At 56.1% G+C, this 23,964-nt stretch carries 15 protein-coding genes; 6 read left to right on the top strand and 9 right to left on the bottom strand.

All coding sequences use genetic code 11. The features are described from left to right. Positions 1–517: 517 nt before the first annotated feature. The 3 genes from G491_RS0104650 to G491_RS0104640 are packed head-to-tail and all read right to left on the bottom strand — an operon-like array spanning position 518 to position 5,045. Entirely contained in the window at positions 518–2,932 is a 2,415-nt protein-coding gene (locus G491_RS0104650; RefSeq protein ID WP_028313756.1) for an ATPase, T2SS/T4P/T4SS family, read from the bottom strand. Beyond that, a complete protein-coding gene (locus G491_RS29425; protein ID WP_051327034.1) occupies positions 2,920–4,353 on the bottom strand; it encodes a sensor histidine kinase in 1,434 nt (477 codons plus the stop codon). Before G491_RS29425 ends, G491_RS0104650 begins: the two co-directional genes overlap by 13 nt. Positions 4,354–4,394: 41 nt before the next feature. Next, positions 4,395–5,045, bottom strand: coding sequence for a GTP-binding protein (locus G491_RS0104640; RefSeq protein ID WP_028313755.1), 651 nt, complete (start codon positions 5,043–5,045; stop codon positions 4,395–4,397). 263 nt (positions 5,046–5,308) lie between these two features. Here G491_RS0104640 and G491_RS0104635 point away from each other — a divergent pair, with 263 nt between their 5' ends. From G491_RS0104635 to pbpC, 3 genes are all read left to right on the top strand, one after another. Then, positions 5,309–6,115, top strand: a complete 807-nt coding sequence (locus G491_RS0104635) for a heterodisulfide reductase-related iron-sulfur binding cluster (RefSeq protein WP_028313754.1) — start codon at positions 5,309–5,311, stop codon at positions 6,113–6,115. Continuing rightward, positions 6,112–10,962, top strand: coding sequence for an alpha-2-macroglobulin family protein (locus G491_RS0104630; protein WP_028313753.1), 4,851 nt, complete (start codon positions 6,112–6,114; stop codon positions 10,960–10,962). Before G491_RS0104635 ends, G491_RS0104630 begins: the two co-directional genes overlap by 4 nt. Positions 10,963–11,373: 411 nt before the next feature. Then, on the top strand, positions 11,374–13,752 hold the full coding sequence (gene pbpC, locus G491_RS0104625; protein WP_248635317.1) for a penicillin-binding protein 1C: 2,379 nt from the start codon (positions 11,374–11,376) through the stop codon (positions 13,750–13,752). An 864-nt stretch (positions 13,753–14,616) separates the two neighbouring features. Here the strand turns inward: pbpC and G491_RS0104615 are convergent. After that, positions 14,617–14,988, bottom strand: a complete 372-nt coding sequence (locus G491_RS0104615) for a response regulator (RefSeq protein WP_012609455.1) — start codon at positions 14,986–14,988, stop codon at positions 14,617–14,619. A gap of 30 nt (positions 14,989–15,018) precedes the next feature. Continuing rightward, the gene (locus G491_RS0104610; RefSeq protein ID WP_012609456.1) at positions 15,019–15,690 is read right to left on the bottom strand and encodes an acetate--CoA ligase family protein; all 672 of its coding nucleotides are present in this window, start codon (positions 15,688–15,690) and stop codon (positions 15,019–15,021) included. A gap of 409 nt (positions 15,691–16,099) precedes the next feature. On the opposite strand from G491_RS0104610, the gene G491_RS0104605 reads away from it, so the two are divergent. After that, positions 16,100–16,501, top strand: a complete 402-nt coding sequence (locus G491_RS0104605; RefSeq protein ID WP_035217773.1) for a response regulator — start codon at positions 16,100–16,102, stop codon at positions 16,499–16,501. A gap of 38 nt (positions 16,502–16,539) precedes the next feature. Here G491_RS0104605 and G491_RS0104600 read toward each other — a convergent pair whose 3' ends face one another. Then, the gene (locus G491_RS0104600) at positions 16,540–17,244 is read right to left on the bottom strand and encodes a hypothetical protein (protein ID WP_012609458.1); all 705 of its coding nucleotides are present in this window, start codon (positions 17,242–17,244) and stop codon (positions 16,540–16,542) included. A 34-nt stretch (positions 17,245–17,278) separates the two neighbouring features. Beyond that, positions 17,279–18,424, bottom strand: coding sequence for an OmpA family protein (locus G491_RS0104595; protein WP_084511313.1), 1,146 nt, complete (start codon positions 18,422–18,424; stop codon positions 17,279–17,281). Positions 18,425–18,547: 123 nt separating this feature from the next. Between G491_RS0104595 and G491_RS0104590 the strand changes: the two genes are divergently transcribed. Together G491_RS0104590 and G491_RS29420 are read left to right on the top strand one after the other, a co-directional pair. Next, positions 18,548–19,003, top strand: coding sequence for a DUF3015 family protein (locus tag G491_RS0104590; protein ID WP_028313749.1), 456 nt, complete (start codon positions 18,548–18,550; stop codon positions 19,001–19,003). Between the two features lie 14 nt (positions 19,004–19,017). Then, positions 19,018–20,946: an Lnb N-terminal periplasmic domain-containing protein gene (locus G491_RS29420; RefSeq protein ID WP_169829386.1), complete on the top strand. Its 1,929-nt coding sequence runs from the start codon at positions 19,018–19,020 to the stop codon at positions 20,944–20,946. A 23-nt stretch (positions 20,947–20,969) separates the two neighbouring features. Here the strand turns inward: G491_RS29420 and G491_RS0104580 are convergent, their stop codons facing one another. Both G491_RS0104580 and G491_RS0104575 read right to left on the bottom strand, forming a co-directional pair. Then, positions 20,970–23,087, bottom strand: a complete 2,118-nt coding sequence (locus G491_RS0104580) for a sensor histidine kinase (RefSeq protein ID WP_028313748.1) — start codon at positions 23,085–23,087, stop codon at positions 20,970–20,972. Further along, positions 23,084–23,857 carry an ADP-ribosylglycohydrolase family protein gene (locus tag G491_RS0104575; RefSeq protein WP_028313747.1) on the bottom strand — a complete coding sequence of 258 codons (774 nt, stop codon included), beginning with the start codon at positions 23,855–23,857 and terminating at the stop codon, positions 23,084–23,086. The genes G491_RS0104580 and G491_RS0104575 overlap by 4 nt, the downstream gene beginning before the upstream one ends. Positions 23,858–23,964: the final 107 nt, after the last annotated feature.

Genomic DNA, 23,964 nt, shown 5'->3' with positions numbered 1-23,964 from the left:
CCCGCCAAAACCCCTTCGCGGGGATAGCGAACAGAGGCGGCGGATTGACCGCATATCGTCGCGGGAGGCCTGCCACAAGCAACGCAGTATCTTGCCTGGGCGCGCAAGCAGAAGGTGCGAGCTTGTTGTTGGAAGGAACCAACCGGCTCCAGGTGATGGATATCCTATCCAAAAACCAATAAAATTAAAGTTCAGTCAACGCCATCCGCCCGCCGACCCACCCCGATTTCAATAACCCAACCCGGCCGCACCTTGTGTTGCTAAAGCAACCCAGGCATCAGACTACAATGCCTGGACCGCCCAAAAAATATCGACGTTCACGCAGGAGCGCCGCGACGGTGTGTTTGCAACCTTATCTGGGCCGTCTGCTCGTTCCCATGCTTTGCGTGGGAATGCATATCGAACTATTTGAAATCAATTCTATTCCTTGTTTCCGGAAGGCGGCCAAAAACCGTAACGGATGAGGACGCCCGCAGCCACAATGATTTTTCTCGCTATTGATTTCTTCCCCAAAAAGCTATCCTTCCTTATCCACAAGGGGGCTTTGGGCGCCGCAATGGGGGCAGATTTTCCAACTTTCCTCCAAAAAGGAATGGCACGAGCGGCAGCGCAACACCAGGGCTGCGGCGCAGTGAGGGCAGTAATTGAATCGCTGGGCCATGGTGTGATTGCAGGCCGGGCAAAGGATTTCCAGGGTGTTTTGAGGCCCCAAAACCCGCAGAACCTCTTCGCAGGTGGAGATTCCGGCGCGCACTTTGTCCATGGAGTCTTCCAGGATGGTTTTCATGTTGGCCTGGCTGGCGGCTCTCATGAGTTCGGCGTCCGAGGCGCCGCTGTGGACCATGCGTCGGAATTCGGAGTCGAACTCCAGCACTTCATACACGCCTATGCGGCCTTTGTATCCGCCGCCATTGCATTGGGGGCAGCCCCGGCCTTTTTTGGGGGTGAAGTCCAGGCGGTCGGGATCCAACCTCAGGGCTTTCAGCACCTCCGCATCCACTTGGGAGTCTTCCATGCAATGGGGGCAAATCCTCCGTAAAAGGCGTTGGGCGATGATTCCGGTCAGGGCCTCGCTCATAACATAGGATTTAATGCCCATGTCCCGAAGCCGGATAATGGAGGCGATGCTGCCGTTTGTGTGCAGCGTGCTTAAAACCAGATGCCCGGTCAGGGCGGCGTGAAAGGCCACCTCGGCGGTCTGGAAGTCCCGGATTTCACCCAGCATGATCACGTTGGGATCCTGGCGCAGGATGGACCGGAGGATGGTGGGAAAGTCCAGGCCGATTTTCTCCCGCACGTTCACCTGTTCGGCCATGCCCATGTGATATTCCACGGGATCTTCGATGGTGGTGAAGTTCTTGGTTATGGACGCCCCCCTCCTAAGCATGGCGTACAAGGTGCTGGTTTTGCCGCTGCCCGTGGGGCCGGTGGCCAGGACCATGCCTTGGGGCTGGCGGATGAAGCGCAGGATTTTCTCCATGTCCATGGAGGTGAGCCCCAAATCCTCCAATTCCTGGCTTGCGGCGTTTTTATCCAATATGCGCAGGACGATTTTTTCCCCGTTCACCGTGGGCAGACTGGAAATCCGCATGTCCACGGTCTTGGTGGAGGCTTTGACCGTCACCCGGCCGTCCTGGGGCTTGCGGCGTTCGGTGATGTCCAATTCGCTCATGACCTTGATCCGGGACACAATGGGCGGATGCATGGCCATGGGAATGCGGATTTTTTCCTGCAGCAGATCATCGATCCGGTATCTTACCATCAAATATTTGGTCTTGGGCTCGATGTGCACGTCCGAAGCGCCGTGGCGCAGGGCGTCCGAAATAATGGAGTTGACGATGCGGATGGCCGGGGGCTGATCCTTGCTTTTCAATAGCTCGTCCACGTCCACCACTTCATCCTCCTCCAGGATGATTTCAATGGTTTCCGTGGGATCCATCAATTCGATTTCCGATATCACGGAGTTGAGGGCCGATTCGCCCCCATACAACTCCTGCACTTTTTTCCTGATATCCTCGTGCGTCGCCAGAGCGGGCTTGATCGGCATGCCTGTTAAAAAACGGAGTTCGTCGATCTTCACCAAATCCGTGGGGTCGGCCATGGCCGTCACAAGCTGGCCGTCCATTCTCTTTAGGGGGACGAGTAAATGCTTTTCGCAAATTTCCGAGGGAATGAGCGAGGCCAGCGGCGCCGAAGCCGTGAATTCGGCGGGATTCACCCGGTTGATCTTAAGCTCCTCCTCCATGACCTCCATGATGGTTTTTTCGTCCGCCAGCTTCATTTCCGTCAATATGGCAGGCAGGATTTTGTCGCTCCTGGCCTGGACCTGCTGGGCCTTTTCCAAGTCCTCCTTGGTCAACAGGTTGCGCTTCACCAGCATCCGTCCGATTTGGCTGCGGTTGGCGCTAAAGCATTTGGTGAGGGTCTTGATTTTCTTGGTCTGTTCTTTCTGGCGATTTTTTAAATAGACGTTTTCCTTAATCAGGTCGTACTGCTCCAGGGCCAGGCCCACGGTGATGCGCAGATCGTCGTCGTTCCAGGGTTTGGTGATGAACTTGTAGACCGCGCCTTCGTTGATAGCCCCCATAATGGCGTTTACGTCCGCATGCCCGGTGAGCATGATCCGGATGGTTTGGGGATAAAGCTCCTTGACCTTGCGCAGCAGGTCAGCGCCCTGCATGCCCGGCATGCGATGGTCCGAGACGATCACGTGCACCCTGGCCGCCCTAAGCGTTTCAAGGGCCTCCTCCGCGGACTCGGCGGTCAATAAACGGTAGTTCTCCTTCCGGAATATCCTCCTCATGGCCTTTAAAACATGAGGCTCGTCATCAACAAACAGGATGGCGTACCGGCTGCTTTCCTTTTTCAGGGAGGTGACTTCCTTTGCTTCCTGCGCTTTTCCGCCCATAAACAGCGAGGCTAATTTTGGCATTCCTCTTCTCCGGCTTCGCATTCCATGTCAGGGTTCTCCTTCGGGATCTTGATGGTGAAACAAGTTCCTTGTCCAAGCTGGCTGTCCGCCTTAATGCTCCCATGGTGCCTGTCGACTATTTTGTAAGCCACATTCAAACCAAGCCCCGTGCCCTGGCCCACCTCCTTGGTGGTGAAAAAGGGGTCGAAGATGCGGGAGAGATTTTCCTTGGCGATGCCCGCGCCCGTGTCACGGACCTCAACCACGGCGAAGTCCTCCTCCATATAGGTTTTAATATGGATTTCCCCGCTGCTTTCCATGGCCTGCGCCGCGTTGACCAGGAGATTCATAAACACCTGGCCGATTTGCTGGGGATAGCAGGGAACTTCGTCCAGATTCCCGTATTGCCGCTCCACCCGGGTTTTGTATTTGAGCTCGTTGCGAACAATATTCAAGGTGGAATCCATGATCCGATTGAGATCAGAATATTGGATTGCATGCTTTTCCGGATGGGCGAAATCCTTCAGGTCCTGCACGATCTTTTTAATTCTGTCCGCGCCGTCCATGGACTCGTCCACCAGGGTCAGAATGTCGTCCAGCAGAAAATCCACGTCTATGTCCTGTTCCGTTTTCCGCACTTCGTCCAATTTCTCCTGCACCCGCGCCGGGATGCGGCCTCCTGTGTGGCTGTCGTGGATTGCTTTTACAAGGTCCCGATATTTGCCGAAAAGCAATTTAAAATCCGCGCCGTATTCTTTTAACGAGTTTAGGTTGCTGGATATAAACCCTGTCGGATTATTGATTTCATGGGCCACCCCGGCGGCAAGCTGCCCGATGGAGGCCATTTTTTCCTGCAGCAGGAGCATTTCCTGGGTTTTTCGGATTTTCTCCGCCTTTCTTTCCACTTCCTTTTCCAGGGTCTCCGCCAGGCGCCTGTATTTTTGCTCCGACTCCTCCAGCATGGCGTTGCGCCGCTCCAGGGCCTTATAAGTGTCTTCCACCACCTTGCCGTGCAGGCCCATAGTCATGAGGACCTGCTGGTTCATGGTCATGAATTCCTTTAAAATGGAGAATATCAGGATTTCCACTGGGCGGGTTTCGGGATTGGACGGCCCGAGCCCCAAAAAGCCCACCGTTTCCGCTTCGTGCATCAATGGATACAACCGGACAGGCGCCTCCGACATGTCAAGCCGCATGCCTTTGTCGGGGCAGTTCTTGACGGCTTCTTGAAGGACGGCCAAGTCCTCATTTTTCAAAACATGGAAGGAATAATATTCCTTTCCGTCGGGATGAAGAACAAAGGACTTGTCCAATCCCAACCCCTTCAGATGGTAAGTCCCTTTTTCCATTAAAGGTGGAGGAAGCAACTGGGTAATGTCGTATTCCCGGTCAAAATCCTCCAGGCCGCCGTCGTCTTCCAAAATGTATTTTTGAGAATGCATTGCATCTCCTTTTTGACGCCCGTCCTCTTGCTGCATTTATTTTATCTTCCGCCCCCTATCAGGCTCAAAAAGTCGTCTTCCACCATGTCGAAATTTTCCTCCAGCCCGTGCATCCGGTCCAGGGATTGGTACGTCGCACTCAGTATCCGTTGAAAAGTTTCTACAACGCCCCGGCCTTTCAGGGCCGTGGCAAAGACCAGAGGCAAGCCCGTGGGGCTCCACCGGGCCGACACTTCGTCCTCCGGTTCGATGTCCTGCAAATCTCTTTTATTGTATTGAATCACCAAAGGCAGGGGGTCCAGGTCCAGGCCCACCCTTTGGGCGTTGTTCTCCAGATTGTCGAAGCTCTCGAAGTTGCTCATGGATTGGGTCAGTTGGGAGTCCGCTACGAACACCACGCCGTCCGCCCGGGACAAAACCGCCTTTCGGGTGGCGTCGTGGGCCACCTGGCCGGGTACGGTGTACAATTTGATCTTGGCCAAGAAATTGCTCTTGGATCTCGCCGCCAGGGGAAGCAGGTCAAAAAAAAGGGTCCGGTCCCCTTTGGTTTCCAATGTCAGCAGATCGCCCCGCCGGCTTGGATTGACGGCGTCGTGCAAACGCATGAGGTTGGTGGTCTTCCCGCTCAGCGCCGGACCGTAGTACACGATTTTCACCACCATCTTTTTCCCGTTCTCGTCAAATTGCGCCATAGATGATCCTTTGTCCGCTTTCCAAGGCTGTTTGTGCAGAATTTGTGGAGGCGCCGGTTCCAAAACCCGTTTTATGTGAAAAAATTATGGAGAATGCTTCCCTAAGCTATACCTCCCGGAATTCTGTGCTATTATGGATAAAAGGAAGCACAAACCGTGCCATCTGAATGGCAATAGCGGATGCGAAGCACTGATAAACGACTCTTTGTTGAAAAATATGTAAACCACTGTAAATGCAAGTTAAATTTATTAAGGAGGAGCCCATGCACCCACTCATAGACAAGCAGACGGTCAAACTCATCCGTCAGACAGGCGCCACATTCGCCAACGCTCCTGACCGCAAGGAAATTTTAGAGCAGCACGGGCTGCCTTGCGATCAAAAAGCGGAAAACGTCATTGTCACCGGGTGCCAGATTCTGCCGGCCATGCCCAAGGTGTTGCAGGCCCTGGCCTGGGTGTTTGACCGCGCGGGCTTTTCCTACACTTTCCTGTCCGAGGAATATTGCTGCGGAAACAACCTGTACCGCCCGGCCATCAAGGCCAAGGATCAGGAAGCCCTGGCCGAGTGCCAGGATCTCTCCCGAACCTTTGTGGAGCAAAATATCAACAAGGCAAGACAGTTGGGCGCAAGCCGTTTGGTGATATTCTGCTCTCCCTGCTATCCCATTTACAAACACGCGTTCCCGGACGAAAATATCGTGTTCTATCCCACCGCCATTGACGAATGCCTGCCTTCCCTGGAGCGGGACATGGACATCGACTACTACGCGGGATGCTATCGCCTGCACAAAAAATTCGCCCCGGTTCCCATGGATCTCAAAGGGGTGAGCAAGTGCTTTTCCAAAATCAAAGGCCTGGGCGTGCATTCCATCTCCGCCCCTCAATGCTGCTACAAGCCCGAAGGCGCCGCCCATATGATGAACTCGGTCCAAACCCAAACCATGGTGCACGTCTGCACAGGCTGTTATTTTCAGGCTCTCATGAACGCGCCCAAGGATGGAAAAGAGCCTTTGAATATCCTCATGCTGCCGGAATTTATCGACAATATGTTACAGGAGGCCAAATCATGAAAAAGGCCGCATTGATTCTTACGGCGCTGGTTATCGCCTGCCTGGCCGCGGGCGGCGCCCTGGCCGATCAGGCTTTCAAGGTGGTGGACATCAGCGAAAGAACCTTTCAGGAAGCCCCCGCTATTTCCGTCATTCTTTCCGCGCCGCTGGACCCCAAGGTGCGGCACGATCAGCATTTGCGCATCAGCGATCAAAAGGAAATCCTCAAAGGCGCCTGGATTCTTTCCGAGGATAACAGGACCCTGTATTACACCGCTGTCCAGCCCGAAACCCAATACACGGTGACGGTCCTGGCTTCGCTTGAATCCGCCGACGGCGCCAAACTTGACCAGCGGGTTTCCCAGGGCGTGACCACCCGCAAGATCGTCCCGGCCGTCAGCTTCGCCGGGGACGGCTTGCTGCTGCCTCCCAGTTTGGTGCAAGGCCTGCCCGTGGCCACCGTCAACATACCCGCCGTGGACGTGGAATTCTTCCGCCTGAACGACGACGCCACGGCCCGGTATGTGGATTGGTCCAGGCCCAGCAAAAGTTTGTCCACCTATTGGATGGGCGAAATCCTGGAGGAGTCCAAAGTGGTCTTCTCCGGCCGATTCGACCTGGACCCGGAGCCCAACCGCCGGGTAGTCCGCAACATCGCCCTGGACTCCATCAAGGCCCTGAAAAAGCCGGGCGTGTACCTGGCGGTCATGCGCAAGCCCGGACAATACTCCTACAACTACGACGCTTCCTTTTTCATCGTCACGGACATAGCCCTCCAGGCCAAGCTGTACAAAGACATGATTTACGTCACGGCTTCCTCCCTCAAGGACGGGTCCCCCCTGCCCGGCGTAAAGCTCAGTTTTTTGGATTGGAAGGATGACAAGATAAGAGAGCTTGCCGTGGGCGAAACCAACGAAGACGGCATGTTCTGGAGCGCGGGCGACGTCAGAAAGAAAACCGAGTTCGTCAAAGCGGAGTTTAAAGACCAGATCAGCGTCCTTCCCATGCGTCTGCCCGCTTTGGACCTGTCTGAATTTCAGTACGGCTCCAGACCTCAGAAAAACCAGGAAATTTTCGCTTACGGCCCCCGCGACCTGTACCGGCCAGGCGAAAAGGTCATCGTTTCCTGCCTGCTGCGCGATTATGACGGCAGGCCGGTTCCGGGCGCGCCCATCCATGCAACGCTCATCGCTCCGGACGGACGCAAGGCCGGGACCTACACCTGGGCGGCCGAGGCTTTGTCCGACGATGACGTCTACTATTGGCAGGGCGAGATGAACCTCTCCAAGAACGCCGTGACGGGGGAATGGCGTTGCGAACTCCGCACCATCAAGGATTCTAAAAAGCCCGACCAGATCTATAAGTTCCATGTGGAGGAGTTCCTGCCCGAACGCATGAAGCTGGAACTGGAGTCCAAACAGGAAACCCTGGACCCCAAAGGGCTTTTTCAAATCGATGTCACAGGCATGTACCTTTACGGCGCCCCGGCGAGCGGAAACCGGGTGGAATCCTCCGTTCTGGTAAAAGCCCAACGCACCTTCTCCGGCAAATACAAGGAGTTCCTTTTCGGAAAAGAGGACGACGAAAACTACTCGGACTTTCAGGAATATAACGACTTCACCCTGGACGCCGAGGGCAAGGGCCTCATTACCGTGGACAGCATGTGGAGCGCGCTGGAAAGCCCGGCCCAGGTGCGCGTTTACGCAGAATTGTTCGAAACCGGAGGCCGCCCCGTCACCCGCAGCATTTCCCGGACCATGTGGCCCGCCAAAACCCTGGTAGGCCTCCGGCCCATGTTTGAAAGAGATTCCGTGGACCAGGGAAAGGCCTTGTTCGAGGTGGTGCGCATGGCCAAAGACGGAGCGATTTCCCCCACCTCCGGCCTGATGGTGGACGTAACCAAGGAGGATCGCGACTATTATTGGGAGTACACGGATAACCGCGGCTGGGTGTACCGGCATACGGAAAAGAACTACCATTACCTCTCCCAGATTCTGGACCTTCAGCCAGACAAGCCCACACCCCTGGCCCTGGATTTGCCCTACGGAAGATATCTACTGAGCATCAAGGACCCGGAAACCGGAAACACCGCCAGCTACCGTTTTTATGTAGGCGGTTGGTGGTGGTCTTCCGAGCAGGATAAAACCGCCCGGCCCGACATGGTCAACCTGGCCCTGGACAAGCCCGCCTACCTGCCCGGCGACATCATCAAAGTGACGGTCACTCCGCCCCACGCCGGTCAGGCCATCATCATGGTGGAAGGCGACAAGGTCCTCTGGTCCAAGCGCCTGGAGGTTCCCAAGGAAGGCGCGGTGGTGGAAATCCCCATGTCCGCCTCCTGGGACAGCCACGACCTGTACATCAGCGCCACGGTCCTGCGGCCCATTGACGCCAAGGAAAAAATCGCGCCTAACCGCGCCGTGGGCTTGGTGCATCTGCCTTTGGATCGCACCCAACGCACTCTGAATATCAATATTGACGCGCCGGATAAGACCGAGCCCAACCAAAAAGCGGAAATCGCCCTGACTCTGGATAAAGCTCCCAAGGAGCCCGTTTTCGTCACCCTGGCCGCCGTGGACGTGGGCATCCTGAACATCACCAATTTCAAGACCCCCGATCCCGTGGAGCATTTTTTCGGCCAAAGGCTGTACGGCGTGGACATCCGCGACCTGTACGCCAAGGTGGCGGAATTCACCGACGGCAAGATGATCCGGCCCAAATGGGGCGGCGACGCCGACGCCTCGCCCGGCGGAAAAAAGCCGGAATCCAAGGTCAAGCTCGTGGCCCTTTTCCATGGGCCCGTGGGATTTGACCATCAGGGCAAGGCGACTGTCGTCCTGGATTTGCCGGATTTTAACGGAACCCTGCGCCTCATGGCCGTGGCTTTCAGCGACAAATCCTACGGCAGTACGGATCAGGAAATGATCGTGGCCGCGCCCGTTGTCACCCAATTGGCTATGCCCCGATTCCTGGCGCCCGGCGACCAAAGCCAGTTTACCCTGGACGTGCACAACCTCTCCGGCGAGGCCCAAAAACTGTCCCTTAAGATGACCGCAACCAAGGCGGTGACCCTTAAGGACGGCGCCCGGAAAGTCAGCCTGGCCGATCAGGAAAAGACCACCCTGGTTTTTCCGGTGACCGCAAAGTCGGAAGGCGCCAGCAAAATCCAGCTTGCCGTAACCGGCTTGAAAAAGCCCATGAACAGGGACTGGCAGATTGGAATCCGGCCCGGATACCCGGCCGTCTCCCGGCTCTCCGCCGGAGTCTTACGGCCCGGCGAGACCTTTACTCTGAAAAAGGAGCTGGTCAACGATCTGGTCGCCCCCACCATAGAATGCTCGTTCAAGATTTCTCCGTATATCAGCCTGCCCGTGGGGGACTCCATGCGCGGCCTGATCCGCTACCCCTACGGATGCCTGGAACAGACCACGTCCAGCAGCTATCCCTTGCTGGTCGCCTCGGACGACGCCGTCAGGCGCTACGGCCTCAAGCCCATCTCCAGGGAGGAGCGCGCCAAGCGCCTGGAAAAATCCATGGCCCTGCTGGCTGGCAAGCAAATGACCAACGGCGGGTTTTCCCTATGGGACGGGGGCGGCAGCGAGGAGCCCTGGCTCACCGCCCACGCCGCCAACTTCCTGTTGGAAGCCCGCGACGCCGGATATCCGGTCCCCGAAGACATGCTGGACAAGGCCCTCAAGCGCCTGGGCGAGTACCTGCGCTACAAGCCGCCCGTCCATTCCTGGGGCTCCAGGGAATCCCACACCCAGCTCAGGTTCTCCATCCGGGCTTACGCAGCCTATGTTCTGGCGAAAACCAAACGGGCGCCCTTGGGAACCCTGCGCACCCTGTTCGACAATCACGCGGAGGACGCCAGGTCCTGCCTGCCCCTGGTGCAAATCGGGCTGGCCCTGGACGCCATGGGCGACAAGACAAGGGCCGCCAAAGCCTTTACAATGGCTGCGGACTACAAAAAGACCTACGAGCATTACTGGGGCGATTACGGAAGCTCCATCCGGGACGACGCTCTGTCTTTGGCTATCCTGCCCGACGAGCAGTTCAACTCGGACAAATGGACCCAAAAGCTCCTTGAACTGAACAAAACCATAACCAACCGGAAATACTACTCCACCCAGGAAAAATACGCCATCCTGCTGCTTGGACTGCGTCTGGACTCCATGAGCGGCAAGGAATGGAAGGGAGAGCTGTCCGTGGGCCGGGATAAGGATTCCATTGACGGCATCGGGGCTTTCACTTTCAACCCCAGCCCGGACGAATGCCTGAAGGGCGTCAGCTACACCCACAGGGACGGCGCCGTGGCCTTTATTTCCGTCTCGGTTCAGGGATACACCAAAACGCCTCCGCCCAAGGACGACTCCATGATTTTCGTCCGCAGAACCCTGTTCGACCTCCACGGCAAGGAAATAACCGCCTCGGATTTCAAGGTGGGCGAGGTCATGCTGGCGGAGTTGGAAATGATCTCGGAAACCCCGCTCTACGACGCCCTGGTGGTGGACATGCTGCCCGCCGGCTTTGAGCTGGAAAACCCGGCCGTCAGCCAGGGGCTTAAGGTGCAGGACATCGTCATCGACGACAAGTCCGTTTATGAATGGCGCAGGGGCGGGGTGGTTCAGCACGAACAGTTCCTGGACGACCGCTACGTGGCCGCAATCAACCTGTATTCGCACCGGGCCATGCGGCTGCATTACCTGGTGCGCGCCGTCAGCCCGGGAACCTACACCTTCCCGCCGGTGATGGTGGAGTCCATGTATCAGCCCGAAATTCGCGGCGTCAGCGAAACGCCAAAGGATATAACCATCGAAAACGTCGGCAAGACCGATAAGGACGCCGACTCGCCGCCTTCCAGGTAATAAGGGAGTCCATTTGTTGGGTTTCGCACGTATGTTTTCGGCGATAATTAATATTCCGGCGAGAACTGGACATCCTTGTTTTTAAAAGTTCTGCAAGCTCTACCCAACCTACTATTTTCATAGATAAAACGTAGGTTGGGTAGAGCGCTGATTCAGAATATTGAACAGGAAAAATGGCGACTGGCTTAAACGCATTATAATGTTTGCATCGTCGCCGCGAAACCCAACAATACAAGATGGCTGGATCGGTCGCCGTTTTTGTCCGTCATCCCCGTGGAGGCATGATGATTGCGGCATGAGTTGGGGGGACATGAACTTATCTCTGCAACAACGAAAAAATGAGCCGGACAAGGTGGTTGAGATAAGTATCGTGTCCCCTCGAAATCGGTGATTGTTTAGAAGCAGCTTGGCATGAAAACAGACCATATCAAAAACGAGTTGCAGCGTAAAAGCGGGCTTGTCCTGGCCTGCGCCTTAGCCGCGCCCTTTGTCATGACCCTGGCCTTTTTGCTGGCTGACGCCCTGTTTCCCCTCCCCTTGCCGGGAGGGGATTCCCGGGACTTCGCCGTGGCCGTGGCCTCGGCGGACGGCGCGCCCCTTCGGGTTTTTCCGGACGAAAAAGGGGTGTGGCGCTATCCGGTGACGCCGGATCAGGTTTCGTCCCTGTATCTGGAGGCGCTCATCACTTATGAAGACAAGCATTTTTATGAGCATCCGGGGGTTAATCCGTTTTCCCTGATTCGCGCTTTCTGGACTACTGTCACTCAAAAGGGCGTGGTGGTGGGCGGATCCACCCTGACCATGCAGGTGAGCCGCATCCTGGATCCTCACTCCAAGACCATTCCCGGCAAGTGCAAGCAGATGTTTCGCGCCCTGCAACTGGAATGGCATTTCAACAAGCAGGAAATCCTCACTCTATACCTGAATTACGCCCCTTTCGGCGGCCCGGTGGAGGGGGTGCAGGCGGCCAGTTTCACTTATTTAGGCAAGCCGGCTAAGGAATTGAGCCACGCCGAAGCCGCCTTGCTGGCCGTGCTGCCCCAATCGCCCAGCCGTATTCGGCCCGATCGCCATCCGGACAGGGCGAGGCGCGCCCGGGACAAGGTGTTGAGGCGCATGGTCTCTCAGGGCGTGTGGCCGAAACAAATCGCCGAAGAAGCCATGATGGAAGGCGTGGACGCGGGGTTCGCCCCCCGGCCCATGATGGCGCCGCTTTTGGCCCGCAGGCTTAAGGAAAACGCCCGGCCCGACGCGCCCGTGCAGACCTTTATCGATCCGGCTTTGCAGGAAGCCCTGGAAGCCATGGCCGAGCGATTCATCGCCTCCACGCCGGACGGAACTTCGGCGGCGATCCTGGTCATGGAAAACGCCTCTTTGGAAGTCAAGGCCTACGTGGGCTCCGCCGACTTTCTGGACGCCTCCCGGTTCGGCCACGTGGACATGATCCGGGCCGTGCGCAGCCCCGGCTCCACGCTTAAGCCGTATTTATACGCCTTCGCCCTGGAGGAAGGCCTCATCCACTCCCAAAGCCTGCTGGTGGACGCACCCTTCACTTTTTCGGGATACCGGCCCGGCAATTTTTCCGACGGATTTTCCGGCCCGGTAAGCGCGGCCCAGGCCTTGCAACGCTCCCTGAACATCCCGGCCGTGGACCTTTTGGATCGCATCGGCCCGGATTTTTTTGACTCCCGCCTGCGCCAGGGAGGCTTGAACCTGACTTTTCCGCCCCACGGCAAACCCAATCTGTCCATGATTCTGGGCGGCGTAGGCGCTGACCTGGAATCCATGGTGGGCGCCTTCTCCGCCTTCGACCGGGGAGGATTGGCTGGCAAGCCCCGTCTGACCACGGAAGATCCCGTGCGGGAACGCAGGCTCATGAAGCCAGGCGCCGCCTTTATCATACGGGACATACTCTCCCGCCAGCGCAGGCCCGGAGCGCCCGGCGGCAATCCCATGGCCGGCTGGGCCAGAAGCGTGGCCTGGAAAACCGGCACCAGCTATGGATTCCGAGACTCCTGGTCCATCGGAGCCTACGGCGGATACACAATCGGCGTCTGGGTGGGCAGGCCGGACGGAACGCCGTCCCCGGGATTTTACGGCAGAGCCACGGCCGCGCCGTTGATGTTTTCGGCCTTTGACTGCCTGCCTCGCCGGGATTTTGCGCTCCAGCCCATGCCTGCCTCGGTATCCCGGGCGGAAATCGGCTGGCCCTTGGGCGTAGCCCCCGAGGGAAAAAACGATCCCCTGTGTGCGGAAAAGCGCACCGCCTGGATTCTGGACGGCGTCATCCCGCCCACCTTGCCCGATCGCCTGGACGACCAGTGGACCTGCAACCCCATCACCGTCATGGTCAACCCGGAAACCGGCCTGCGCGTGGACGCCGATTGTCCGGTATTCAACCCCGCCGCCGAAAAAATCGCCCTGTGGCCCCGGGCCGCGACTCCTTGGCTTACCCCGCGGGAAAAGGCCATGGCCGCCGTCCCGTCCATGGACCCGGCCTGCGGCAAGGCGGTATCCGTAACGCCTTCCGTAATCAAGATCATGGACGTCCAGCCCGACACCGTACTTCGGCCGGCAGGAGCCAGCAGGGCCATGCCCGTGCTGGAGCTTTCCGCCCTGGGCGGCCGGGGCAGGCTCTTTTGGATGCTGGATAGAATCCTTATCGGGTCAGCCGGGGTAGGGGAGTCCATCACCTATCAGTTTTCCCGGACCGGCAACCACGAACTCACCGTCCTGGACATGGCCGGCAACAGCGATTCGGTGAACATTCAGGTCATGGGTTCCAGTTGAAAAAATGGAGGATTACACTTTTCTATGTCCAAGCGCCTATTTTTACAGCACATCCATACTTTAACCCAGTCCATTGGCGTTTGTCCCTTTTGCGATCGCCTTATTGGCCTGACGGCTCCTGGCATTGCATGCCAGAGCTGGCCGGGGAAAGTGTATCGCCGCAGGAGTAATAAAAAGCCGTCTCCGATCCAGGGCGCCCCAGGCAAAGCAGTACCGTGCCTGGGCGCGTCAGCGCAAAAGGAGCGACCTTTGAGGTAGAATAACGCCATAAAACTCAGCCGGACGAACAGCCTGTCCAAAACCGCGGGTAACACTGGCAGAGCAGTATCCTGCCAGTGCGCGCCAGCGTATGTTGTTCGACCCATCAGACTGTGGAATCCATGGAGTATGGACGAAAGGATGGCGCATTTAAAACAGATAAAATTTATAGAACAAAAATAACTAATAGATTTCAAATAGTTATATATTCATTCCCACGCGAAGCATGGGAACGAGTTTCTAACCGGCGCCATTCGCCCGCCGGCCTTCCCAAATTTCAACAATCATTTTCGGCCGCGCCTTTTGTTGCTTCGCAACACTGGCACGATACTACCGTGCCAGTGCCACCCAAAAAACAATACACTCAGGCCCAAAACAAGGCCTCCCGTCCGCTGGTCCTGGCCGGTTTCAATTACCTTTTCCGGTCGCCCTTTTGGCCTGAAGGCCCCTGGCATTGCATGCCTGGGCTGGCCGGGTTGGACTCATCCCCGCATCCTAATTTTTGCACAAAAAAACGGCCGGAAAAAATCCGGCCGGTCCATTCATTTAAAACATCCTGAGGCAAAAAAATTTCTATTTAAAATTCAGGAAGTTTTGCCTACTCGATCAACCAGTCTCCAGCAGGCGCTCCACAGCGGCGAGCATATCGCTTTGCTTGACCGGTTTGGCGAAAGAACACTCCGCCCCCAGCTTTTCCGCCAGATCCAGGTAGTCCGCGGGTTGAATCCGTCCGCCTCCGGAAATGGCGATAATCTTCACGCCCGGAGCCCTTTTGCGGATTTCCATAATCAATTCCGCGCCTTCCATTTCAGGCATGATAATATCCGTAATGACCAGGTCCGGCAGGTTCTGATCCATTACCTGCAAGGCTTGTTTGCCGTTTATGGCCTCGTCTACGTCATACCCTCTTCTTTGGAAAAGCCTCCTCAACATGGATGTGATGTTGACATCGTCATCCACAACCAAAATGCGCGCCATAAAAACCTCGTTCCCCCACGCAAGCACAATTTAGTTGGCTAAAACCACCAGCGCATCCACAGCAACGGGTTTTCCGCCGGTTAAAATCAGGGGATTGATGTCCACTTCCGACACCGCCTGATTCTCCTCCCCTAACTTGCCCACAGCCACCAGGATGTCGGCAAGCATATCTTTGTCCGCAGCTTCCATGCCGCGGATTGCTTCCAGGATTTTCTTTCCCTTAATTTCGGACATCATATCCAGGGCGTCCGCCTTGGTGATAGGCGCCACCCGAAAAGCAATGTCTTCCAGGACTTCCGTAAAAATGCCGCCCAGGCCGAACATCACGCATGGGCCGAACTGGGGATCGCGGGTCAGGCCCACAACCAACTCCCGTTTGCCCTTGACCATTTCCTGCACCAACACCCCTTTGTCCGCCGAATCCATCTTGGCCATCATGGATTCAAACGCCTCCCGAGCCTCCTGTGCGTCCCGAATGTCTATCTTCACCAGTCCGGACTCGGTTTTATGGGCCAAATCCGCAGCGCATCCCTTCATGACAAGGGGAAATCCGATCTCTTGGACCGCCTGATCCAGCTCCTGCGCGTTTGTCGCCAATATCTCTTTTGTTATTGGTATATTATATTGGTTTAAAATCTGCTTGGATTCAGACTCGGACAAGGTGCTGCGCCCGGCGGCCAGGGCTTTTTCGATAATTTCCATTTTTTCCTCCAATGAACAAATGTGGGGCGCTTGAGGACAGCCCCGGAAATGCCTGGAACAAATTGGTATAGTGGTATCACGAAAACGCCCGGGTGTCCAGTTTTCCGGCCTTTTTCGAATCAGGGCGATCAATATTCAAATTCATCGATATATTTAAGAGGCAAAACCTCCAACAGCCAATGAAGCGGCCAAACCAATCCTCCTGAATTTTGTGAGCAAATTGCCATGGACAGGTCCCTCCGCCCGTGGTATTGAGACCTCGATCAGGTTGTCCGCCTCAGGGTTTTTTTTCATGGGGGAGGGCTTGAACCGCATACAAAAAAAGACTCTGTTTCATGCAACGGATTGATATTTTTTCAGACCGCGGTCGGTGAAGCAATGATAAACCAAAATGGGGGATATTGGGATAATGGCATTTGGAAATTCCGCCCATAGAATCCTGGTGATTGACGATGAACGTCAGGTCAGGGAAATGCTCACGCAAACATTGGAACGTGAAGGCTATTTGGTGGAGACCGCCGAGAACGGCGAAGTCGCCATGGAGCTTTTGAAGAAAAACCCGGCCGACCTTGTCATCGCGGACATGGTCATGCCCAAGAAAGAGGGCATCATCACCATTACTGAAATTCGCCGGGATTTTCCGGAGCTTAAGATCATCGCCATTTCAGGGGGCGGCCAACAGGGACGCGACGGGGCGGCCTCGGAGTATTTGTCCATTGCCGCCCGTTGCGGCGCTTTAAAAACCTTTAAGAAGCCCATCCCGAAAAACGATCTGCTTACCGCCATCCAAGAGCTTCTTAAATTCCCCTGAGCTTAGACGCCCCAGATTTTTAAACGGAAAATTCCGGATTAATCCAACTTTGCGCCGTTCCATGGGTTGTACTTCCAACCGCCGTTTAACTCCTCGCCGGTGATGGGGCAGTGTTTGGGCGGAACCAACGCTCCCAAGGGCGTTCTCCACCTAAAGGAACGCTTTGCCATGTGCAGGACGAAGGCGCCCTCCGTAAAGACGTTTGCGATGGGTTCCCCCTTGCTGTTTTTCGATGTAAAAACGGCATAATAGAGGTTGTTTCCCAATGGCCCCAGACTGCGCGCAAAGGAAGGAAAAACGCGGGAAAGAAAATCCTTGGCCTCCTGGCTGATTTCTGTCCCGCGCAGGGTTTTATACTTGTTTCCCGCTGCATCCTCCAGGACCAAAGCGTTAAGGACGTCCTCCCTGGCTTGAAAATGGGGGCGTCCGTCTTCGCCAATGGTTCCGTCCACCACCAAAAAAACCATGTAGGGATCCATGATCTCCAGGTATTTTTGCTTTTCCTCCTCGCTCACGCTTTGAGATTGGGAAAGAAACATAAGCCATAATTCCTGGGGGACCCACCATGCCAGAAGCACGTCCTCCATGGCTCGGGAGGCTTTTTGCGTTTCATAAATCAGGGCGCTCAAATCCACGGCCATTTCCCCTGACCGGGCCGGAGGCGCCCAAAGGCAGCCCATGGCCATGGCTGCAACCATGGCCACGGCCGCTTTTTTTTTCAATGTCTTAAATAGCCTGTTCATCAAACAATCCTTACTGCTTGTCCGCGCTTTGCGTTTACTCTGCTGCAATAGGAGTCAGGGTGACGCGCCTGTTTTGCGCCCGGCCTTCTTTCGAGTCGTTGGCCGCAATGGGCTTGGCTGCGCCAAATCCCCGGACGGACAGCCTTTCAGGGGCGACGCCCTTTTTCACCATATAGTCCATGACCGCCTGGGCGCGATCCTGGGACAACTCCAGGTTGAACTTGTCAGGCCCGCGGCTGTCCGTATGTCCGCCGATCAGCACCTTGAGATCAGGGTATTTCTTCAGCACGCAAATCGCCTTGTCCATGATTGGATAGTACTTTTTGGCGATGTCCGCCTTATTGGTTTTAAATTCCAGGCCGGTCAACTGCCAGCATCCTGAGTCATCCACCGAAGCGCCGGCCGGGGTGTTCGGGCACAGGTCAATGCGGTCGGGCGCTCCGTCTTCATCCTGGTCCGGCCCTTTTTTCAACAAGCTCCTGGCGATAAAGCAGGCCATGGCTTTGGGGGAGTTCACGTTATCCAGATTTTCCGAATATCCGCACTGCCCCTTTCTGGAAAGGCGCTCCAATAGTTTTTCTCCGGCCGGATCATGGCCCACCTGAATGGTGTATACGCACAAACGGTCCCGGTAGGTGTTTTTAACGACTTCCAAAGCCCGGGCGGCTTCCCCGTCGGTTTCCTTGCCGTCCGTCACGATAATCAGGGAGATTTCCCCTGTTGTTTTGTCCAGGTCGTCGGAGGACTGGGCGATGGCCAGGGCCAGATTGCTTTTGCCCGTGGCGAAGGTCACTTTATCCAGGGCCTTGTCATAAGCCGCTTTGTCCAAAGGCTCCATGTCCACTAAGGCCGTAGTGCTCTCCACAAAGGGATTCATGGTCAGGCCGAACACCCGGAGGCCGGCCTCGAAATTCATTTCCGCTTCAGGAATTCCGGCGATCATTTTGCGCACCGCCTCCCGGGCCAGAACGAATTTTTTTTCGCCGTCAACCATTTCGGCCATGGACCCTGAGCAGTCGAGGATAACCAAAAAATGATCGGCTTTTTGGACCAGATGGCCTGTCCTGATGGAGCCGTTCAAGTCAGATGGGACAAAGACTTCCGCGGACTTCCCTGCACACCCGGCGAATATGAAAACAGCAGCCAAACAAGTGAATAGAACAGGCCGTATCCTTGTCATGAAGAGCCCTCCCGTAGTAAAATGATTTATTCAGATTTTTAACTTGCTATTAAGGTTGGAGCATTATATGCCATATCTTCAATAAAAACTCTATACTAAACTCTAACAAATCAAGGAGGAACCATGAAAAAAGGTCTATTGGCGGCTGCACTTTGTATTTTCCTGGCGATCAGTCCGGTTGCATTTGCTGATCAAAACAACTACGGCTGCGGCTTGGGCAGCATGGTGATCGACAACAACGAGTCCCTGGTCTCCCAGACTTTTGCAGCCACTCTGAACGGATGCTTCGCTAACCAGTTGTTCGGCATGAGTTCCGGCACATCCAACTGCGACAAGCCGGACAGCATTGTGTACAATGAAAAAATCAACATCTTCGTGGCCGACAACATGGACAACCTGGCCTCCGACATTGCCAAAGGGCAGGGCGAGTACCTGGACACCCTGGCGACACTCATGGAAGTTCCGGCCGATCAAAGGCCTGTGCTGTACTCCAAGCTCCAAAACAACTTTACCGCCATCTATCCTTCGGATCAGGTGACCCACACCGACGTACTCAGGAATATCGAAGCCATATTGTAGTGGGTAAATCCGGCTTGCAAAATACCAAAGGGGAGGCCCCGCTTGTTTTCAGGCGGGGTTTCTCCTTTTTTTGCTGCCTGATCGCCCTGCTTGTCCTTCCCGGCCTTTGCATCGCGCAATCCCCCACGGACTTGGAAACAATAATCGATAGAGCCCTGGCCGAAAAGCTGCATCAGAATCCTTACTGGCATGTATTGCTCCATTATCAAAAACAAGGGTCCGGCTTTAAAAGCCGGGTGGACGACCCAAATTTTTTTCTGGCGCCGGACGGCAAGAAAAACCCGCAAGCCGAGCTTTTGGCCGACCTTCAGGCCTTTTTTCAACCCTGGGATGAAGACGCGGAAAAGCCCCACGCCGTGTGCCGTTTCCCCGCCCGGTTCGCCTGGATTGCATCGCAAATAGGCGATTCAGCAAGCGCCTTCCCCGTCCGGGAGTGCCCCCGCTTCGAAAAAATCTACGCAGCCATGGCGCCGGACTCGGCCGTGCTGATCTTCCCCTCCGCCCATATTAACAGCCCGGCCTCCATGTTCGGGCATACCCTGTTGGCCGTGGAAGCCAAAGGCCAGGGCAGGCTGCTGGCCAACGCCGTGAACTACAGCGCCGTCACCGGCCGCACCTGGGGGCCCATATTCGCCTATAAGGGTTTGTTAGGGGGGTACAAGGGCTATTTCTCCATGCTGCCCTATTACGACAAAATCCAGGAATACAGCGACGTGTCCCACCGGGACATGTGGGAGTATCCCTTGAACCTGACTCCGGAAGAACTCCGGCGCATGTTGCTTCACCTTTACGAGCTGGACAATATCTATTCGGATTACTTTTTCATCGACGAAAACTGCGCCTTCAACCTCCTTTACCTCCTGGACGCCGCCAGGCCCGGTGCAAACCTGGCCGGCCAATGCCCGTATATAGCGGTCCCGGTGGATACTATCCGGCTGGCGGAAAAAGGCGGATTCCTGGACGGGCCGCCGGCTTACCGGCCTTCCAAGATGACGCGCATCGAGCATCTTCGCAACGGATTGTCAGGAAAGGAGAAAAAGCAGGCCCTGGAAATCGCCCAGGGGGAGGCGCCGCCCGAATCGGCCCTATATAAGATAAAAACGCTGGAAAAGCAGGCCAGGGTTTTGGATTTAGCCGCGGAAACCGCATCTTATCGATACACCCGCAAAGTCCTGTCCAAGGAGGATTACACGCAGCGATACCGAAGCATTCTGGCGGCGAGAAGCGGACTTGGACGACGGGAATCCTCGCCCGTCCCCCAGCCGGCCGCGCCGGACTCCGGGCATCTTTCCTCCAAGGTTTGGGCCGGAGGAGGCGCCAACGACGGCGAGGCCGTTTGCCGGCTTGGATGGCGGCCCTTGTTCCACGGCTTTGACGACAATCCCAAAGGGTACGAAAAAGGCGCTCAAATCAAAGTCCTGAACGCTTCTGTGGACTACTTTCCGGAAAAAGGCCGGGTGGATCTTCATCAAGTGGATTTGCTGGACATATTCTCCCTGGCGCTTCGGGACGCCGTGTTCAAGTCCCTTTCCTGGCGCGTGGAAACGGGTTTTCGCCAAATGATCGACCCGGACGGAGGCCAGGGCGCCGCCTATGTGTTCAACATGGGCGGGGGAATATCCAAGGATCTCGGCCCCCTTGGCCTGTGCTATGCGCTGGCCGAGGCGGACTTTGCCGCAACCCCCGGATGGGACATGGGATACGGCGCCGGCCCCGGGCTGCGCACAGGGCTTCTGGCCGATCCCGCTCCATGGCTTCGCCTGCGGCTTGAAGGCAAGGGAACCCGTTACCTCCTGGGAGACGATCACACCGCCCTGACGGGATTGATGGAATCGGTCATTGCAACCTCCCAAAACACGGGCTTTCACGCCCAGGCCCTGTTTCAACGCTCCCGCGACTTTTCCAATACGGAGTTAAACCTTTCCTTTCAAATTTACTTTTAGCCGCTGCGATGAAAACGCGCCGTTTAAGAAGGTAAATGCAGGGTGATGGTGCAGCCGGGACCGGGGTTGTTTTCCGCCGTGACCCTGCCGCCCATGGACTCGGTGAACCGCCGAACCAAGGCCAGGCCGATGCCCGTTCCCCGGGTGGTGCGGGTGAGGGAATTGTCCACCCGGAAGAAATCCTTGAACACCTTTTTCAAGGCCTTTTTAGGAATGCCCGGACCTTTGTCCGAGACCTTCACCATGGTGCGGCCGGGCTCCTGCTTCAGGGTGATTAAAACCTCCTTGTCCCGGGCGTCCTTGCCGAATTTCACGCTGTTTTCCACCAGATTCACCAGGATCTGGACCATGGCCTCCCGGTCGTATTGGAAGGGCCTTTGGGCCGCCTTATCCGCTTCCAAAATAAACCCTTCGGACCGCAATCTTTCCCCCATGACCTGCCTCACTTCAGCCAGAACCTCGGACAAATCTCCTTCCTGCAATTCCAGGATGGATTTTCTGTTTTCCAGCCGGGCGAATTGCAGCACGTTGGTGATAAGCCGGGACAGCCGGGAGGATTCCGATCCCAGGACCTGTAGATACTCTTGTTCGCGTTCCGTATCTTTGGCTATGCCCATTTCCAGCATTTCAACGTACATGCGGATGTTGGTCAAAGGCGTTTTCAACTCGTGGGTGACGGAACTGACGAACTGGCTTCTCCTGCGGGAGTAATCCATGACCGCCGCCGCGCTGCGGTATATGGCGAAAAGCCCTGCCAGAACCACAAACCAGAACACCCCTTGCATGATGTTCAGAGTTCTTCGTCCAGCGGATTTGGGCAGATCGTGGCATTCGATGGCGGCCACCAAAAAGGAAAACGGCCTGGGAAAAACCCGTTCCGCCCGATACACCAAACTGGGCAGGGTTTTGCCGGTGGTGACGGTGTTGGTCTCCACGCCCCGGTCCATGACCGACAAAGTAAGGGTGGAATACCGGGCCATGGGCTGGCGTGCAAAGTAGACGTCGTTCAAGTACTCCAGGAACGCCGAAGTATCGATGAGCATGCCCTGGTTGTACACCCGATTGTCCAGCACAATGCGCCGGAACAGCAAAATCCGTTCGTGGTCCAGAACCATGCTTTGCAGCGGATCCACTTCCACCCGCAGCTTGCCTTTATCCTGGGCGTCCATGGTCAGCTTCAGCTTTTTTTGCGCCGCTTCTCTGCTGGCGGGAAGGCCGAAACGATCTTCCCGCAAAAATGACTGACGCCCCAACTCGTTCTTCGGAGCCGGATCCATGGACTCGGCAAGGGCGGAGGCCCCTGGGCCGCTGAAAGTATGGGAAACGGACGATTTAGGCTTGGGTTTTGACCATGAGCTTTCCTCGGACGGCGCCGGCTTAAGATCATCCGTTTCCGGTTTGTACACAGCCAGGGCGGTATCCTCATAAACGACCGCCGAGTCCGATCCTTCGTCCTTCAACTGGATGGCGGAGACGTCCCGGGACGGCATTTCCTTATTGGACATATTGCTGGCCTGCTCAATGGAGATTTCCTCCACCCGCCTTCCTTTTTGCCCCAACTGCTCCTTGGACTGCCGGGAAATAAGGGGATCCAGATACCGTTCCACAAAGGATTTCTTGACCTGGGCGATCTCCTGTTTTTCCTGGAGGGCCTTTTCCTCGGAGATTTGAGGCTTGGCCTCCGGCTCGGGCGCCGGCTGTTTGTCAGCGTCCCCGACCTGAGTTATCAAGGTGAGAGCCTCCGCGTCTTCCACCTCGCGGCGCTCCATGCGCAGTTTGTTAAAGGCGCCGTTGGCCGATTGCAACTGCCTGACCAGCACGGGGTCGTCCCCGTAGGGCGTGGTAAACGAGCCGTCCGGGTTGTTTTGCAGGTAGCCGACAATAAAGCCTTCCACGGAATCCATGGTCAGGCCGCCGTTCGCCGACGCTGCGTAATCATCCACGGCCCGGCCTTCCTCGCGCTCCACCAGCCTGGCCAGGTCTTCTTCCATGTAGTCCAGGATGGTGTCCGCAAAAAATTGCAGAGCGCCGCGCTCCTCCTGCTCCATGCCCATGCGGGCGTGGCGGATGAAATAGGCGGAGGGCGCCGCCAAAGCCAGGCAAAACAGGACGATTATGATCCGCAGCCGGTTAATGTTCATGAAAGGCCGTACACCTTGTTAAATTCGTCGATGATGTTCAAAAACTCCTCGGGAAGACGAGACCGGACTTCTCCCGCGATTTCCCCGGGAACTCCTTTGTAATAAGCCTGGGCGATGGCCCCGGCCATGCAGCCGATGGTGTCGCTATCTCCGCCCAGGGAGATAGCCTGACGAATGGCGTCCTCAAAATTTTCGGAGTCCAAAAAGGCGATGATCGCCTCCGGGACCGAACCCTGGCACGATACGTCAAACGCATAATTGGGGCGGATTTCATCCACGGTGCGGTCCATGTTGTAATCGAAGCGCGCCGCGATTTCCCCCCGGATATCCTCCTTGCCCGCGCCTTTGCGAGCAAGAAATACGGCGCAGGCCACGGCCTGGGCGCCCTTGATCCCCTCTGGATGATTATGGGAAACCTCGGCGGATTTTTTCGCCTCCTCCAGCACCTTGTCCATGTCGTCAAAGGCGAATCCCACCGGGCTCACCCGCATGGCCGAGCCATTGCCCCAACTGTTGTAGGGCAGGGGATTGGCGGCAAACAGCCAGTCGTAAAAATGGCCGCCGAACCCGGCGTTGGGATATTTGCGTCCAAACTCCCTGATGCAGTCCAGGTAAGGCCTTTCTTTCAGAATGGCCTGGGCAATGGCCACGGTCAGCACGGTGTCGTCCGTGAACCTGGAATAGGGGCTGAACAGCGGAAAAAACAGGGACTTGTTATTGACCGCCTCGTACACCGACCCGATTACATCCCCTGCGATAGCGCCGATCATTAAAAAACCCTCCGATCCAACAAAAAAATAATCCAAGTAATTGTAATTATTTTACTTTCTTGTTGGGTTTCGCAAGTTCAACCCAACCTGCATCGCGTCAAGCTGAG

The organism is Desulfatibacillum aliphaticivorans DSM 15576 (genome assembly GCF_000429905.1).
Classification (GTDB): Bacteria; Desulfobacterota; Desulfobacteria; order Desulfobacterales; family Desulfatibacillaceae; genus Desulfatibacillum; species Desulfatibacillum aliphaticivorans.
Note: the sequence above shows the minus strand (reverse complement) of the source record. Positions and strands in the feature narration are given on the sequence as shown.